The 16,352-nt window shown below is 67.8% G+C and carries 13 protein-coding genes; 5 read left to right on the forward strand and 8 right to left on the reverse strand.

From position 1 onward, the window contains the following. Positions 1 to 275: 275 nt before the first annotated feature. Complete coding sequence (locus BU28_RS0118550) at positions 276 to 1,397, reverse strand: helix-turn-helix transcriptional regulator (RefSeq protein ID WP_028720745.1); 1,122 nt, start codon at positions 1,395 to 1,397, stop codon at positions 276 to 278. Between the two features lie 69 nt (positions 1,398 to 1,466). Beyond that, the gene (locus BU28_RS0118555) at positions 1,467 to 2,369 is read right to left on the reverse strand and encodes a LysR family transcriptional regulator (protein ID WP_028720746.1); all 903 of its coding nucleotides are present in this window, start codon (positions 2,367 to 2,369) and stop codon (positions 1,467 to 1,469) included. Between the two features lie 147 nt (positions 2,370 to 2,516). Here BU28_RS0118555 and BU28_RS0118560 point away from each other — a divergent pair, with 147 nt between their 5' ends. From BU28_RS0118560 to fba, 3 genes are all read left to right on the forward strand, one after another. Continuing rightward, positions 2,517 to 3,842 carry a C4-dicarboxylate transporter DctA gene (locus tag BU28_RS0118560; RefSeq protein ID WP_028720747.1) on the forward strand — a complete coding sequence of 442 codons (1,326 nt, stop codon included), beginning with the start codon at positions 2,517 to 2,519 and terminating at the stop codon, positions 3,840 to 3,842. A 227-nt stretch (positions 3,843 to 4,069) separates the two neighbouring features. Then, positions 4,070 to 5,047, forward strand: coding sequence for a class 1 fructose-bisphosphatase (locus BU28_RS0118565; protein ID WP_028720748.1), 978 nt, complete (start codon positions 4,070 to 4,072; stop codon positions 5,045 to 5,047). Positions 5,048 to 5,053: 6 nt separating this feature from the next. Beyond that, positions 5,054 to 6,094 (forward strand): class II fructose-bisphosphate aldolase, encoded by a 1,041-nt coding sequence (gene fba / locus BU28_RS0118570; protein WP_028720749.1) that lies wholly within the window; start codon positions 5,054 to 5,056, stop codon positions 6,092 to 6,094. A gap of 77 nt (positions 6,095 to 6,171) precedes the next feature. On the opposite strand, the gene BU28_RS26535 is transcribed toward fba, so the two are convergent. From BU28_RS26535 to BU28_RS0118595, 5 genes are all read right to left on the reverse strand, one after another. Next, the gene (locus tag BU28_RS26535; RefSeq protein ID WP_233145080.1) at positions 6,172 to 7,269 is read right to left on the reverse strand and encodes a Hint domain-containing protein; all 1,098 of its coding nucleotides are present in this window, start codon (positions 7,267 to 7,269) and stop codon (positions 6,172 to 6,174) included. Positions 7,270 to 7,478: 209 nt separating this feature from the next. Then, on the reverse strand, positions 7,479 to 10,037 hold the full coding sequence (locus tag BU28_RS0118580) for an HWE histidine kinase domain-containing protein (RefSeq protein ID WP_198945029.1): 2,559 nt from the start codon (positions 10,035 to 10,037) through the stop codon (positions 7,479 to 7,481). After that, entirely contained in the window at positions 10,034 to 10,570 is a 537-nt protein-coding gene (locus BU28_RS25740) for a biliverdin-producing heme oxygenase (protein WP_051578313.1), read from the reverse strand. The genes BU28_RS0118580 and BU28_RS25740 overlap by 4 nt, the downstream gene beginning before the upstream one ends. A 110-nt stretch (positions 10,571 to 10,680) precedes the next feature. Further along, the gene (locus BU28_RS0118590; RefSeq protein WP_028720751.1) at positions 10,681 to 11,355 is read right to left on the reverse strand and encodes an ABC transporter ATP-binding protein; all 675 of its coding nucleotides are present in this window, start codon (positions 11,353 to 11,355) and stop codon (positions 10,681 to 10,683) included. Between the two features lie 3 nt (positions 11,356 to 11,358). Beyond that, entirely contained in the window at positions 11,359 to 12,882 is a 1,524-nt protein-coding gene (locus tag BU28_RS0118595) for a KpsE/RkpR family capsule polysaccharide export protein (RefSeq protein WP_233577852.1), read from the reverse strand. Between the two features lie 81 nt (positions 12,883 to 12,963). Here BU28_RS0118595 and BU28_RS0118600 point away from each other — a divergent pair, with 81 nt between their 5' ends. Then, positions 12,964 to 13,785: an ABC transporter permease gene (locus BU28_RS0118600; RefSeq protein WP_233145016.1), complete on the forward strand. Its 822-nt coding sequence runs from the start codon at positions 12,964 to 12,966 to the stop codon at positions 13,783 to 13,785. Between the two features lie 60 nt (positions 13,786 to 13,845). After that, a complete protein-coding gene (locus BU28_RS0118605) occupies positions 13,846 to 15,690 on the forward strand; it encodes an ABC transporter ATP-binding protein (RefSeq protein ID WP_028720754.1) in 1,845 nt (614 codons plus the stop codon). On the opposite strand, the gene BU28_RS0118610 is transcribed toward BU28_RS0118605, so the two are convergent. Next, the gene (locus BU28_RS0118610) at positions 15,649 to 16,323 is read right to left on the reverse strand and encodes a TetR/AcrR family transcriptional regulator (RefSeq protein WP_028720755.1); all 675 of its coding nucleotides are present in this window, start codon (positions 16,321 to 16,323) and stop codon (positions 15,649 to 15,651) included. The two genes, BU28_RS0118605 and BU28_RS0118610, sit on opposite strands and share 42 nt — an antisense overlap. Positions 16,324 to 16,352: the final 29 nt, after the last annotated feature.

Consider the following 16,352-nt stretch of genomic DNA (forward strand, 5'->3'; position numbering starts at 1 on the left):
CCCTGGCACAGCGAAGCCGTCGGGGGGGCGGTCACATCATCAGAGCCGGCCCGACCCCTAAATCGTTTCTGTCGGATTAACGCGATGGAAAAGAAAACAGGCGACGGCGGCCAAACGCCATCGCCCTTAAGCCAGCCGGGGCGGCAGCCCTGGGGCCGCCGCCGCCAAGTCCGCTGCGCCTTGGCCCCAGGAAAGCCAAGGGCGCGCAGACGGCCGGGGGAAGACTATCCGTTCACTGCAACAAGGCTACCAACCACGCGAGAGGCCGTTCACTCTCACCCCGTATCATCTGCGGGCCGCGGGGGCCTGTCATCACCCGGTTGGGTGATTTCCGACAAAGACCCAAGCAGCCGCACCAGCCCCGCCTGCGTGTTCACGCCGGTCTTGGCATAGATGCTTTTCAGCTGGCTGCGGATGGTTTCGCGCGACAGGCCCGCGCCCTGGGCGATATCGGACACGCTGTGCCCCGCCAGGATCGCGCTCACGACGCGCCGCTCGGCCGGGGTCAGGGCGTGGCGGGCCAGCAGCGCATCGCAGCCGGCCGGGCTGCGCCCCGTGCGGCTGCGGTCGACCGTGACGGAAACGGTCGGCCCCGCGAACAGCCGCGTCATCGGGTCGGCGCCATGGCGCACCAGCGACATCAGCCCCTGCCCGGTCTGCACGACCCGGCGTTGGGGGCCCGCGTAATCGGATCGCAGCATCAGCCGCATCAGGTTCTGCGCCTCGGGGTCGGCCAGCACCAGCCGGCCCGCGACGATCCGCATCGCCCCTGGCGCGGGCTCGGGCGCCGTCGCGTGGCGCAGCCGGCCGTCCTGCCCGACCAGCGCCATGTCCAGCCCCAGCGCCGCCAGATGGGCCGAGGCCGCCTCGCCCCCGGGCGGACGCGACCCCAGGGCACGGTAATAGCGCGCCATCGCGGCCAGCATCGGCCAGACCGCCGTCAGCCGGGCCCGGGCCAGCAGCGCCACATCGGGGCTGGTGCTGTCCATGTTCAGGGTGATGACCGCCGCCTCTTGCGGCTGGGCGCTGATGACCATGCCCGAGGTGCCCAGGATTCCGTGCGGGCGGGCAAAGTCCTGGTAATAGGCCGACCGCTCCAGCACCGGGCGGGGCACCGACTCGAAATCGGCGCGGGCGCGGCCGACATCGCAGCGGTAATCCTTGGACCAGAGCGGATTGATGGCGGCATAGTCGCGCAGGTACAGGTCCGCCACCGCTCGGTCGATCCCGTGCAGGTAAAGCCCCGCGTCGGTCGGCCCGCCCCGGAACTGGACGAACATCGCCACGCCTGCGCCAGGCAGGCCGGAGGCCAGCACGGCCAGCGCATGGTCCCAGGGGGTCTCGCCGATCATGGCGGCAAAGGCACGCGACCGGAAGGTTTCGACGATCCGCTGCATCGGGGCATCTCCGTCCGTCCTGGCCCCAGCATAGCGCAGACCACCCCGCGCCGAAAAAGGAAACCGCCCCTATCCGGCAGAGGCGGCCGGCTTTTCGTCCAGCAAAGTGCGCATCTCGGCCAGAAAGCTGCGCAGGACCGGAGCCGGATCGTCCCGGCGATAGACCATGAAGACGTCGCTGACCGGCGGATCGGGCCGGATCGGCAGAAAGACCAGCGGTCCCGCCGTCAACGTGGCGATGGCCGCCGGAACGATGCTGACGCCGAAACCCGCCTCGATCAGGCTGGGAATCGACTGCGCGTCCACCACCTGCTGCGAGATGCGCGGCCGGTGGCCCCGGGCCATCAGGCAGGCCATCAGATAAGCCGCGAAGTCCGAGCTTTCGGGCCGCAGCACCACATGGGGATCAGCGCGCAGGTCGTCGATGGACACCGCGGGTCGTCCGGCAAGCGGATGGGATGCGGGCAACAGCGCCACCATTTCCTCGCGCCAGCCGTATTCGTGGGCCAATTCGGGCTCGCGCGGGATCGAGCGGTTGAAGCTGACATCGGTGCGCCGGCTCAGCACTTCGGCGATCTGCGCCGAGGGCGACTGTTCGTGCAGCCGCAGGGTGATTCGGGGGTGTCGGGCCGCGAAACGCGCCAGCAGACCCGCCAGCCCGCCCCGCAGGATCGAGCCCGTTGCACCGATTTCCAGCAGCCCGTCCTGGCCATGCTGAATTTCGCGCACCTCCTGCAGAGCGCGGTCGTACTGGTCCAGCATGTTGCGCGCCCGCAGCAGAAACGCCTGCCCCGCCGGCGTCAGCGCCACGCGACGGCTGGTGCGGCTTAGCAGGTCCACCCCGACCTCGCGCTCAAGTGTCTGAATCTGCGTGCTCAGGGGCGGCTGGGACATGTTCAGCCGCTGCGCGGCGCGGGTAAAGCTCAGCTCCTCGGCCAGGGCCACGAAACAGTGCAGCTGACGAATGCGCATACGGTGGCCCTATGGATCAATGCCAAATCAATATTAGACATGAATGGGGCTTTTTACCAACTATCCACGACAGTCCGGGAGGGGTGCGCAGGACAAGCGATGCAACCGGCATCCGCCGCCCCCTTCTGCCTTGCAGGGAGAGAATGAATGCCAAGCTGGTCACGGTCCCTATTCGGGCAGGTCTGCATCGCGCTGGTGCTTGGGGTCGCGGCGGGCTTCTTCGCCCCCGAATTCGCCGCCAAGATGAAGCCGCTGGGCGATGCCTTCATCAAGCTGGTCAAGATGCTGATCCCGGTCATCGTCTTTTGCGTCGTCGTCCACGGCATCGCCGGGGCGGGCGACCTGAAGAAGGTGGGCCGCGTCGGCGTCCGCGCCATCGTGTATTTCGAGGTCATCACCACCATCGCCCTGGCGCTTGGCATCCTGCTGGCCTATCTGTTCGGCCCCGGCCACGGCATGAACGTGGACCCCAGCCAGCTGGACGCCTCGGCGCTGTCGACCTATGTGGACCGCGCGCATGAAGTCAGCAGCGGCGGCACGGTCGATTTCCTGATGAAGCTGATCCCGGCCACCATGGTCAGCGGCTTTGCGCAGGGCGACGTGCTGCAGGTGCTGGTGGTCGCGGTCCTGTTCGGCTGCGCGCTGTCGCTGATCGGCGAACGCGGCAAGCCGCTGTTGCACATGATCGAACTGACCGGAGAGGTCACGTTCAAGATCATGTCCTTCATCGTCCGGCTGGCGCCCTTGGGCGTCTTCGGCGCCATCGCCTTCACCGTCGGCAAATACGGCATCGGCTCGCTGGCGCAGCTGGGGTATCTGGTGGCGCTGTTCTATGTCACCATCGCGATCTTCGTCTTCGTCGTCCTGGGCACCGTTATGCGTCTGGCGGGGTTCAGCATCGTCAAGCTGCTGCGCTATCTGCGCACCGAGTTGGGCATCGTGGCGGGCACCGCGTCCAGCGACTCGGTCCTGCCCCAGACCATGCGCAAGCTCGAGCGGCTGGGCATCAAGGGATCGACCGTGGGTCTTGTCGTGCCAACGGGTTACAGCTTCAACCTCGACGCTTTCTCGATCTATCTGACGCTTGCCGCGGTGTTCATCGCGCAGGCCACGAACACGCCCCTGTCGACCGTGGATCTGCTGACCATCCTGGGCGTGGCGCTGATCACCTCGAAAGGCGCGCATGGGGTGCCCGGCTCGGCCATCGTGATCCTGGCCGCCACGCTGGCCGCGATCCCGGCAATCCCCGCCATCGGGCTGGTGCTGGTCCTGTCGGTCGACTGGTTCATGGGCATCGCCCGGGCCGTCGGCAACTATATCGGCAACTGCGTGGCGACCGTCGTGGTCGCGGCCTGGGTCGGCGACATCGACCGCGACCGCGCCCGCCGCATCCTGAACGGAGAAGAACCGGACAGCTTCGACCTGCTGGACGCCGAACCCGAGGTCCCGCTGCCCGAACCCAGGCACGTCTGAGCGGGGTGCCGCCGGGGCTGTTTTCCCGGGGAAACCGCCCCATGATGCCGCCGGATGGACCCTGTCGCAATCAAGGGCTTCTCATCCGGCGCGCGGCATGGCAGAGGGGGGCCGCCGCCGGTGACGGCGGCGCCCCTGCAAGGTTTCGACAGGATCCGTTGATGACGTTGGCACAGCCAGGCAACTTAGGCCCCGGCCCGGCCCGCCCCGGGACCGATCCGTCCGCCATGCTGCGACTGCCGGGCGACCGCGCCGCGACCGGACGCCCCCTGCCCGAGGCGCTGGCGGGCGACGGCCCCGCCGCCATCACCCTGGCGATTGCCCAGGCTCTGCCGCCCCTGGCCGCGCGCCTGGCCGCGGGACGGCTGCACGGCGACCCCGAGGCGGTCGTGGGCACCAACGACAGCGGCGACCGGCAGAAGGCGCTGGACCTGGCCGCCCATCACCACATGCTGGACGCCCTGGCCCGCGCCGGCGTCGGCCGCGTCCTGTCCGAAGAGGCCGAGGCGGTGATCGAGTTGAACCCCGGCGGGGCCTATGACGTGGCGATCGACCCCATCGACGGCTCGGGCAGCATCGGCATCGGGGCGCCGCTGGGGATGCTCTATTCGATCCTGCCCGCCGCGCCCGAAGGGTTCCTGCGGCCCGGCCGGGCGCTGGTCGGGGCCGGATACGCCAGCTTTGGCCATTCGCTGGATTTCGGCTGGACGCTGGGCCAGGGCACCCATGTCGCCACCCATGACGCCGAGGCCGGGATCTTCCGCGTGACGCGCGAAGCCGTCGCGCTGAAGCCCGCCGCGTCGACCATCGCCTACAACGCCTCGAACGAACGCCACTGGGCGCCCGGCCTGCAGGCCTGGGCGCGCGACCTGCGGGCCGGGTCCGAGGGTCCGCGCGGGCGCGACTTCAACATGCGCTGGTTGGCCGCGGCCGTGGGCGAGTTGCACCGCATCCTGCTGAAGGGCGGCGTCTTTCTGTATCCCGATGACCGCCGCCCGGGCTACGGCGACGGCCGGCTGCGGCTGGTCTATGAAGCCGCGCCCATCGCCTTCCTGATCGAACAGGCCGGCGGGCTTGCGACTGACGGCCAGGGGCCGATCCTGGACCGCCGGCCCGGCAGCCTGCATGCCATGACGCCGCTGTATTTCGGCGCGCGCGACGAAATCGACACCATTCACGCCTATCTTGCCACCAGCAAAGGATAATTGCCCATGTCCATGATCACGCTGCGCCAGCTTCTCGACCATGCGGCCGAGAACGGCTATGCCGTCCCGGCCTTCAACATCAACAACATGGAGCAAGGTCTCGCGGTGATGGCCGCGGCCCAGGCGACCAATTCCCCGGTCATCCTGCAGGCCAGCCGCGGCGCGCGCGCCTATGCCAACGACCTGGTGCTGAAGGCGCTGATCGAGGGCCTGTCGCGCGCCTATCCCGAAATCCCGATCTGCATGCATCTGGACCACGGCAACGGCCTTGCGACCTGCGCCACTGCCATCCAGAACGGCTTTACCAGCGTGATGATGGACGGCTCGCTGAAATCCGACGGCAAGACCCCGGCGGATTACGACTATAACGCCGGCGTCACCGCCAAGGTGGTCGAAATGGCCCATGCCTGCGGCGTCTCGGTCGAGGGTGAGCTGGGCGTCCTGGGCAGCCTGGAAACCGGCATGGGCGACAAGGAGGACGGCCACGGCGCCGAGGGCAAGCTGTCCGAGGACCAGCTGCTGACCGACCCCGCCGAGGCCGAGCGTTTCGTCAAGGACACCGGCGTCGACGCGCTGGCCATCGCCATGGGCACCAGCCACGGCGCCTACAAGTTCACCCGCAAGCCCGACGGCGAGATCCTGGCCATGCATGTGATCGAGGAAATCCACCGCCGCCTGCCCAACACCCACCTGGTGATGCACGGGTCGAGCTCGGTCCCCGAGGACCTTCAGCAGATCATCAACAGCTATGGCGGCGACATCAAGCCGACCTGGGGCGTCCCGGTCGAGGAAATCCAGCGCGGCATCAAGTCGGGCGTGCGCAAGGTCAACATCGACACCGACAACCGCATGGCGATGACCGCCGCGATCCGCAAGGTCTTTGCCGAGGAGCCGGGCGAGTTCGACCCGCGCAAGTACCTCAAGCCGGCGATGGAGATGATGACCGAGATCTGCAAGGCCCGCTACGAAGCCTTCGGCACCGCCGGCAACGCCTCCAAGCTGAAGCCGCTGCCGCTGGCCGCGATGGCGAAACGCTACGCCGCCTGATCCGGGCGCCGGCAGAACGAAAAAGGGGGCGGGCCGCCTGGCCTGCCCCCTTCCCGTTTCCGAAGCCGCGCGCCGGGTCAGGACACCAACGGCCGCCCGTGTTGCAGGTGGCGCACCGCCAGCTTGCGCGACTGCCGTCCCGAGGGCATGAGCCGGGCCGATACAGGCGCCTGGGTCAGCGCGCGCAGTTCGGGGAACAGCGCCAGGATTTCGTCCAGCGCCGCCCGGCCCACGGACCGCAGCGCCTCGGGACCGGGATAAAGCGACTCGGTTTCCGCCCCGTTCGACACGACCACCTCGTGCCGGTCGAACAGCATGTGGAAATATTCGACCTCGTGCAGATCATCGGCCAGGTCGATGCCGTCGATCTGCAAAAGCTGCTTGGCTGCGACAAGCACCTCGTCGGCGCCGAACATGGTGCGCGCCACCTTCGAACGGACCAGGATCCTGTGCTGCGGCGAAACGACAAGGTCGGTGGCCGGCAGGCCCCGACCAAGCGCATGGGCGCGGATGCGGACCGGGCGCATCGCCGGATTGCGCGCCAGCGCAGCCGCAGTCAGCCGCGCCGACCCGATCCAGCGGATCGGCTGCAAGCCACGGTCGCGGGTCAGCACCAGGTCGCCCGCGCGCAGGTCCTCGATCGCCCGCTCGCCCGCGTCGGTCAGGATGCGGACGCCCCGGGTGAAGCAGGGCGCCAACATGTTGCCGCTGTCCAGCGACTGACCGTCGCTGTCCTGGGTGCCGGACCAGCGCGCGGTCAAGAGCGTTCCCTCGGGCGGCCAGGGGCCGTCGAAAGTATAGCCCGCGATGGTGCCGCTTGCGCCATTCGCACTGAGCGCGACCAGGCGATATTCACGCTCGACACCGTCGACCGTGGCCACCACCGTGATCTCGAACTCGTTCTCGACCGTCGTGCCGGCGGGATAACCGCCGACGGCTTCGGCCAGCTGCTGGGTGCTTTCACCGACGCCATAGTCGTTCAGAACCGTGTCTTGGCCGTCGGTGTCATCGACTGTAACCAGGGTGGCGGCGTCGCGCGCGTAGGTGAAGGTCCCTGTCGCATATTGCCAGTTCGAGCCATCAGGCGCGATGTAGCCGTCCTGAAAAGGTTGGTAACCACCCGGCGAGGTGGTGAATGCCGTCGCGGGCAGGACATAAAGGGAATAGGTGGCCATTTTTACTCCACAGGACTCAGGGTCGCAGGCGCCCCGAGGGGCACCGAAAAGTCAAGGGATGAACAGGGTCGAGACAAGCGTGGAAACAGCCCACGCGAGCACGATGGTCATCGCATTGCCCGATGGGCAACGTCGCCTGTCTATCGCATGGGGCGAGCAGGTCAAAGACTATCTTTACCACTGCGATAGCTTGACGGGCGGAGGTGCCCTCAGGCCTGCCGCAAGCCGCTCAGCACGTCGCTGATGTGATAGGGCTTGTCCACGACCGGGACAGCCCCGAACCGAGGCGGCGGTTCGAAATCCCCGCCGTAGCCGGTTGCAAAGACAAAGGGCACGCCCAGGTCCTGCAAGGCGGCGGCGACGCCGAAGGAATCCTCGTTGCGCAGGTTCACGTCCAGAACGGCCAGTTCGGGCGGGTCGCGGCGGATCATCTCGAAGGCGGTCGCGGAATCCGGTGCGATGCCGGTCACGACCAGGCCATAGTCCGTAAGGTCCGCCTCAAGCGACATGGCGATCAGGATCTGGTCCTCGACCAGCATCACCCGGCGACCGTTCAGCGCGTGGGCCGGGGTCGGTTCCAGCGGCGGCGGTTCCTCGGTCCTGGGGGCCGCGGCAGCCGCCGGCGCAAGCCGCACGAAGCGCGCGGGCAAGGTAAAGCGCGCCTCGACGCCGTCCGGGCGCCAGTCGAGCCCGCTTTCTCCGCCCAGGTCGTACGGCACCGCCTCGTTGACCAGGGATGATCCGAAGCCGATGCGCTGCGGCGCGACCAGGTCCGGCACGCCCGTCTCGCGCCAGACGATCCGGCAGTTGCCGGCGTCGTCCAGGTGCCAGGTGATGGAAAGCCGCCCCGCCCCCGCCGCCAGCGCCCCGTATTTGACCGCATTGGTCGCCAGTTCATGCAGCACCAGCGCCATCACGGAAAAGGCCCGCGCATCCAGCGCGATCTCCGGTCCCTCGATCCCGATCCGGGAGAGATTGTCGGAATAAGGCGCCAGTTCCGCCTGGACCAGCGTGCGCAGAAGCCCGCCGCTGTCGTCCCGCCCGGCCTGGTCATGGGCATAGGCCAGCGCTTGGATGCGGCCGCGCAGCGTTTCGACATAGCTGTCCAGCGTCTCGCCCTGGGCGGGGCGCTGGGAGACGAGCGAGCGGATGATGGCCAGGATGTTCTTGACGCGATGGTTCAGTTCCTGGTTCAGTACGCGCTGGCGCACCGCCGCCCGGGTGCGTTCGTCCGCCAGGACTTCGCTGTTGAACAGCAGCACCTCGACCACCGAGATGCGCAGAGCCTCGGCAAAGCTCAGATCGGCCTCGGACCAGGGATGCGAGCGGTCGCGGACGGTTTCCTTCCAGATCGCGAAGCTCTTGCGCGGTGTCAGGCGGTCGCCCAAGGGGCCGGTTTCGTAGGTCTTGTTCGGATCGCCGCCCCAATCCAGGGTGCGCACCGCCTCGGGCCGGAAATAGAACAGGAAATCGCGCGGCCGCTGCGACAGGGGCACGATCAGGACCCCGGCGATCTGCGCGGTCAGAGCGGGCGCGTCCGGCAGATGGTCCATCAGGCGATCGGTATGGAACACCTGCCCGTCGGGACTGTCCTGCGCCAGGCGCAGCAGCGGGCCCACCAGGTCGCGCCCGGGTGCGTTGCCCAAGGGCGTCCATTCGCCGTCGAACCACAGCCCGACCCCTTCGGCGGCGATCAGTTCCGCCAGTTGCGGCAGGCGGCTGCGCAGGGTGTCCGCGGCATCGTCGCTGCGGCTGGCATCGACCATCAGGTCGTCCAGCGCCCGACGGGCCACGATTTCCGCGTTGCGGGCGCGGCGGCGGCGCAGCGTGTCGAGCTGCATCGAGAAGAATTCGCCCACCATCTCGGCCGCGGCGCGCTCGGCCATGCTCAGGACGCGCGGGGCATAATGGTGGCAGGCGATCAGGCCCCACAGCGCCCCGTCGAGAATGATCGAGACCGACATCGAGGCCGCGACACCCATGTTGCGCAGGTATTCGCAATGAATGGGCGAGACGCTGCGCAGATGGGCATAGGACAGGTCCAGCGGCCGGTCCTGGGCCCCGGGCAGGATCGGGACCGGAGCAAAGGACACGTCCCCGATCACCCGGATCGGGTTGCGCAGATACAGCGCCCGCGCCTGCCGGGGAATGTCGCTTGCAGGGAAATACTGGCCGCGAAAGCTTTCGTGATAATCGCGCTTGGCCTCGGCCACGACCTTGCCGGCGCCGTCGGGTCCCAGTTCATAGACCATCACCCGGTCATAGCCCAGCTGCGCCTGCAGCAGCAGCGCGGCCTGCTGGATCAGGCGCTCGGGCGTCTCGGCGGCGCGCAGGCGGCCGATGACGGTGCGCGCCATGCCCAGCACCGGACCCGGCAGAGGGGTCGCGGGCTCGAACTCGATGATGGTGCGTTCGTCGAACCGATGCGCGGTGACATCCAGCGTGCGACCGTTGATTTCCACGCCGAACAGCGTCGCGGGCTGCGGCACGGTGCCGGTCAGCGCAACGGACAGGGCATTGCCCAGGGCATGGCTCGCCTCGCCCCCGATCACCTCGGCCAGGAAGCGCCCGACCGGGGCGCCGTCCAGGTTCAGCATCGCAGCGGCATTGGCCGAATGGTGCAGGACCTGCCGCATGGCGTGGTCGCAGGCCAGCAGGCAGCCATGGGGCTGGATGCTGCCGGGAATGTGGATCGGCTCGCGGTCGCAATTGGTCAGGTCGATGGGCTGGCCGGCCAGCATCATGTCCGAAGCGGGGATTTCCGTCATGCCGTCGCGTCCAGCCGGTACGCGGCAAGCGCCAGCCCGAAGACCGAACGGGCCGCCGCCCCGGCCTCGGCGGCGCCGGCGCCCGAACCGTCGAGCCAGGCCAGGAAACGGCTCCAGCGCCCGGCGTCCCGAGTCTGCGCGGCAAGGTGGCGCGCGCCGCGGTCCTGATCCAGCCCTAGTTCGCCCGCGCGCCGCTTCAGCAACCGCGCGCCCAAGGCGGACCCTTCCAGAACATAGTAGGCGCCTGCCCGCGCGGCCGCGCCTTCCAGCGCGGGGGCGGCGGGGACCGGCCATTCGGACAGGCCCAGGTCCGTAAGGTCGCCGCGCAGGGAGGGGGCGAGGGGCAGGACCTGCCAGCCGGCATCGTCGCCACGGGCCAGTTCCTGCTCGATCGCCTGGCGAAAGGCCAGGCTGCCCTGCACATAACGCGCGTAATCCTGCGCCGACCGAAAGCCGCCGATGCCGGTGTCCAGCGTCTCGTGCAGATCGCGCGTGGCCGCCATCAGGGCATGGCGAAGACCGTCATGTTTCATGGCGTCATCCCTTTCATCAGCCATTGGTAAATGCCGGCTGTCCCGAATTGCAACGCCCGCCGCGCCCCTGGCGTCAAAGCAAACATAGGTTAATCTTGACGGTCCGGCCTTCAATCGGGAACGCCGGGCGGCACGCGCATGTTCCTTTCGTGCATGGCGATGGCCTCTTCGAGGTCGGGAAAGACGGTCAGCCGGCCGTGCTCCAGCACCGCGCCCATATTGCACATCTGCCGCACCATGGGCATCGAATGGCTGACCACGATCGCGCTGGAGCTGCTCATCCGGTCGTTGAACACGCGCTGGGACTTGGCGCGAAAGTTCGCGTCGCCCACGCTGGTCACTTCGTCGACCAGATAGGTGTCGAAATGGATGCCCATGCTGGTGCCCATCGCCAGGCGCGAGCGCATGCCCGAGGAATAGCTGGCAAAGGGCTGGTAATAGTGCTGCCCCAGTTCGGCGAAATCGGCGACGTAATCGACCAGTTCGTCGGTATCGACGCCATAGATGCGCGCGACGAAGCGCACGTTCTGCGCACCCGTCAGCTCGCCATGAAAGCTGCCGGCAAAGCCCACCGGCCACGAGATGGTCCCGTCGGACAGAACCTGCCCGCCGTCCAGCCCGATGGTGCCCGCGATCATCCGCAGCAGGGTCGATTTTCCCGCCCCGTTGCGCCCCAGCAGCGCCACCGAGCTGCCGGTGGGGAACACGGCGCTCAGCCGGTCGGCGACCACGGTCTGCCGGCCCTTGAGACGGTAGACCTTGGTCAGATTGTCCAGAACGATCATGGCTCAGGCGCGGTCGCGGATGCTGTAATAGATCAGGATCAGGATGGACCAGCCGGTCAGCAGCAGGCCGAAGACCATGAACAGCAGCCAGGGCCGGTCGGGCTCGGTCGAGCTTTGCGCCACCTTGGGCTGGATATGCGCCGCCAGATAGCGCGACTGCCGCTGCGCCGTGGCCAAGGCCGCCTCATAGGCGATGCGGGCCGAGCGATAGGCGCCCTCGGCGAATTCGCGATCCACCGACAGCTTTTCGAATTCGGCCATCAGTTGCGAATAGCTTTCCCCCGAGGGGCCCTTGCCGTCGGCGCCGAACTTGTTGCGCTCGGCGTCGATCAGGCGGCGCAGGGCGTCGATCTTTTGCTGCGACTGGATGACGCGGTGGTCGGTCTGGGGGGCGCTGTCCAGCAGCAGGTCATGGGCGACCAGTTGCTCGGCCAGTTGCCCCTGCAGGCCCGCGATGACACCCATCTGGCTGCTGAGGTCGGCCGTGGGATCGACGATCTGCGAGCGCATGCGGAAATCGGTCATGGCCTGGCGCGTCACCGTCAGTTCCTGGCGCGCCTTGTCCAGTTCAAGCTTGGCCATGCGCGTCGCATCGTCCAGGGCAATGGCCGACAGTTCGTTGATCTTGTCCGAGCTTTCCTGGAACACCGCCGCGGCGATCTGCTGCGCGTCCTCGGGGGTGAAGGCGCTGACGTTCAGAGTGATGATCTGGGTCTGGCTGTCATAAAGCACCTTCACCTGGCGCTGCCAGTAGCGGGTCAGATCCTCGATATGACCCTCGGGATCGAAGGCGAAGACGAAATCCCGCGGCCATTCGCGGGAAAACCGGGACCGGATGTCCAGTTCCGCATCGACCTTTTCGACCATGTCCTGGCTGCGGATGTACTGATACAGGATATCCGTGTCCGCCGCCCCGCCACCGCCGGTAAAGGGCGCAAGCCCGCCCAGGATGTCCAGCGAAGGCGTCTGCTGTTCCTGCCTGACCGAAAAGCCCACGGTCGACAGGTACTGGTCGCTGGCGCGGCCCCAAAGATACCAGGCCCAGAGCAGGCTGGGCAGGGCGACGAACAGCAGAAAGGACAGCAGCACCAGCCAATGCCGCGCCTTGGGCTTGGCCAGGGCGACCGGGGGACGCACGGCGGTCTGCGCCCCGCCCGGACCCGCGGGCGGCCCCTTCGGCCGCGCGGGCACCGGCTGGCCGGGCGCCGGGCGGGCCGCCGGCAAGGGGGCCTGCGCCGGTTGCGCCATGGGCTGGACCGGAATCGGCCGGGTCGCCAAGGCACCGCCCTGGGGCTTGGCAGCCGGCGCCTGCTGGCTCAGCGGCGGACGGTTCTGGCCCTCGAACGGACGGACCGGCCGGGCCGAGGCAACGGGCCGCGAGGCCGCCGCCCCGGCCCCCGCCCCCGAAAACGGCCGGGGGGCACCGCCATTCACCGCCTCGGCGCGCGCGACGACAGGGGTGACGGCGTCCGGCTGGCCGGGTGCGGCGGCGGCCTTGCCGTCATTGGTCTTGGGCGGGGTGGTCACGACGGTCGCGCTTTCGCTGGTTTACCTTTTCCACGCCGTTGTTACATATTGCGCCCTGCCAAGACCAGTATTTGTATTCACATGTCCGATATCACGTCCCAGCCGCGCACGCCCCAGATTCCGGCCGCCCACCGGCGCCCCCACGGCCGCATGGGCCGCATCATCGTGGCGCTGATCCTGCGCGAGATGGCGACTACCTATGGCAAGTCCGCGGGTGGCTATCTTTGGGCCGTGATCGAGCCGGTCCTGGGCATCGTCATCCTGGCGCTGATCTTCGGGATGATGCTGAACGAACCCGCGCTGGGAACCAGCTTTCCACTGTTCTATGCCAGCGGCTTTCTGCCCTTCACGATGTTCAACAGCATGGCAGCCAAGATAGCGCTGTCGATCCGCTTCTCGCGCCCGTTCCTGGCCTATCCCAGCGTCACCTTCATCGACACGATGATCGCGCGCGCGCTTTTGAACATGCTGACGAACATCGCCGTCATCGCCATCGTGATCACGGGGATCTTTATCGTCTACCAGATCCCGCCCGTCGTTAACATGGCCGCGATCTTCGAGTCGCTGGTCATGATCTCGTTGCTGGGCATCGGCGTCGGGTCGATGAACTGCTACCTGATGACGGCCTTTCCGGTCTGGGAACGGACCTGGCAGATCGTCACGCGTCCGCTGTTCCTGATCTCGGGCACGCTGTTTCTGTACGATTTCATGCCCTCCAGCGTCCAGAACCTGCTGTGGTACAACCCCCTGCTGCATTGCGTGGGGCTGATGCGGCGCGGGATCTATCCAACCTACGAGGCCGCCTATGTGAACCAGGCCTATGTCGTCGGGGTTTCGGTGGTGCTGCTGGTCTTCGGGCTGCTGCTGCTCAAGCGCTTTCACCGCGACCTGCTGGAACGCTAGGCTGGCGACCGGCAGGCCGATCCGCTAGCCTGCCCCCGTCCCCTTGCCACGAGGTCTGCCATGTTCCGCTGGTTCGAAAGCCGGCTTGATCCCTATCCGGCCCAGGCGCCGCAGATGCCGCCGCGGGGGCTGTGGCGTTTCATGCTGCATTTCACGCAAGGGGCGCATGGCTACATGCTGGCGATGGCGGCCTGCTCGGCCCTGATCGCGGTGGCCGAGGTGGTGCTGTTCGGCTATCTGGGCGATCTGGTGGACCGCATGTCGGGCGCAGACCGGGCCGGATTCTGGGCCGACGAGGGGGGCCGCCTGATCCTGATGGGCACGATCCTGATGATCGGCCTGCCGCTGCTGCAGACACTGTTTTCGCTGCTGATGCATCAGACGCTGATGGGCAACCTGCCCCAGCGCATCCGCTGGCAGGCGCACCGCTATCTGCTGCGCCAGTCCATGAGCTATTTCCAGGACGAATTCGCCGGCCGGATCGCCACCAAGCTGATGCAGACCGCACTGGCGGTGCGCGAAGTGGCGATGAAGTTCCTGGACGTGCTGGTCTATGTCGCGGTCTATTTCATCGGCGCGATCGTGCTGGCCGCCTCGACCGACGGCTGGCTGGCTCTGCCCTTCCTCGCGTGGGGCCTCGCCTACGGCGTGCTTTTGTGGTGGCTGATCCCGCGCATCGGCCGCGTCAGCGAGGCGCAGGCCGACGCCCGGGCCGTGATGACCGGCCGGGTGGTGGACAGCTATACCAACATCTCGACCGTCAAGCTGTTCTCGCACTCCTCGCGCGAGGAAGGCTATGTCCGCGAAAGCATGGAGGGCTTTCTGGACACGGTGCACGGGCAGATGCGGCTGGCGTCGATCCAGAACATCCTGCTGTCGGCGCTGAATTCGGGGCTGACATTCGCCGTGACCGGGCTGGGGCTGTGGCTGTGGACCTCGGGCCGGGTCGAGGTGGGCGCGGTGGCCATCGCCATCCCCCTTGCGCTGCGCCTGGGCAACATGTCGCACTGGATCATGTGGGAATTCGCCGGGCTGTTCGAAAACATCGGCACGGTCCGGGACGGCATCGGCTCGCTCGCGCTGCCGCGCATGGTGACGGATGCGCCGGCGGCGCGACCGCTGGCCGTGACCAGCGGCGGTGTCGAGTTCCGCGATGTCACCTTCCGCTATGGCGCGACCGAGGAAAGCGGCCGCGGCGCGGTTCTGGACAGGCTGGACCTGACCGTCGCGCCGGGCGAACGCATCGGTCTGGTCGGGCGTTCCGGTGCCGGCAAATCCACGCTCGTCGACCTGATGCTGCGGTTTCATGACCTGGAATCGGGGGCGATCCTGATCGACGGGCAGGACATTTCGCAGGTCACGCAGGAATCCCTGCGCGCCGCCATCGGGGTGGTGACGCAGGACACCTCGCTTCTGCACCGCTCGATCCGCGACAACATCGCCTACGGCCGTCCCGACGCGACCGAGGCGCAGATCCGCCGCGCAACCGAACTGGCCGAGGCCGACCTGTTCATCGAGGGGCTGACCGATTCCCAGGGCCGCCGGGGCCTGGATGCCCATGTCGGCGAACGCGGCGTGAAATTGTCGGGCGGGCAGCGCCAGCGCATCGCCATCGCGCGGGTGCTGCTGAAGGACGCGCCGATCCTGGTCCTGGACGAGGCGACCAGCGCGCTTGACAGCGAAGCCGAGGCCGCGATCCAGTCCCGGCTGGAGCTGATGATGCAGGGCAAGACCGTCATCGCCATCGCGCACCGGCTGTCCACCATCGCGCAGATGGACCGGCTGATCGTCATGGACCGGGGCCGCATCGTCGAACAGGGCACGCACGAGGCGCTGCTGGCCCGGGGCGGCATCTATGCCGGCCTATGGGCGCGGCAGTCGGGCGGCTTCCTGCAAAGCGTCTGAGGGCGCATAGACCGCCAGAAAGCGGCCGACGCGGGACGTCACATGCGCCTCGATCCGGTCATCGGGCAGCGGCGGCATCATCAACAGCGCGCGCCGCTGCAGCCCCGCGATCACCAGGTCCAGGAATTCGGCCGCAGCCGCCCCGCAATCCTCGATCGCAAGGTCGCCCCGGTCGACCCTGCCTTGCAGATAGTCCGCCAGGATCGCGGCCGAGCGCGCGGGCCCCGCTTCGTAGATCTTGCGGGCCAGGTCGGGAAACTTCTCGCCCGCGCCGATCATCATGCGCATGGCGGCCAGCACCTCGGGCTGCAGCAGGGTCGAAACCATCTGCCGGGCAATGGCGCAGAGTTCGTCCCCCGCCTGCCCCGCGCCGGAACCCAGCCGGCGGACGGTGTCCTGCATCCGGCCGCATTCCTTCAGCACCAGCGCCTCGAACACGGCCTCCTTGCTGTCGAAATAGACATAGAGCGTCCCCTTCGACACGCCCGCCGCCTTGGCCACGTCCTGCATCGACGCGCCCTCGAACCCCTTGGCCAGGAACATCCGGCGGGCGCCATCCAGGATCTGCTGGCGCTTGGGGCTGTCGCTCGGTGCGGCCTCGGGCCCGGTGACAGGGGGCGCGGTCTCGGTCATCGTTTTTCCCTTGTCATATCGGGTTTTGG

This window comes from Paracoccus yeei ATCC BAA-599 (genome assembly GCF_000622145.1).
Lineage (GTDB): Bacteria > Pseudomonadota > Alphaproteobacteria > Rhodobacterales > Rhodobacteraceae > Paracoccus > Paracoccus yeei.